At 47.0% G+C, this 266-nt stretch carries 1 pseudogene; it reads left to right on the top strand.

The features are described from left to right. Positions 1–266: pseudogene (locus A3774_RS16125) on the top strand (acetate--CoA ligase); the annotation flags it as partial.

Genomic DNA, 266 nt, shown 5'->3' with positions numbered 1-266 from the left:
TAATCTAATCACCGAAATGGGTAAAGACGTTGAAGGTGGTTTAGTTATTCTTGACTCATGGCCGGGTCAATCTCGAACGGTTTATGGCGATCATGAACGTTTTGAGCAGACTTACTTTAGTACGTTTGAAGGTAAATACTTTACCGGTGATGGCGCTCGACGTGATGCAGATGGCGCGTATTGGATCACGGGGCGCATGGACGATGTATTAAATGTATCGGGTCACCGTTTAGGTACGGCTGAGATCGAGAGTGCTTTGGTAGCGC

The sequence above is a fragment of the Neptuniibacter marinus genome, assembly GCF_001597725.1.
Classification (GTDB): Bacteria; Pseudomonadota; Gammaproteobacteria; order Pseudomonadales; family Balneatricaceae; genus Neptuniibacter; species Neptuniibacter marinus.
This window is presented reverse-complemented; position numbering and strand designations above follow the sequence as displayed.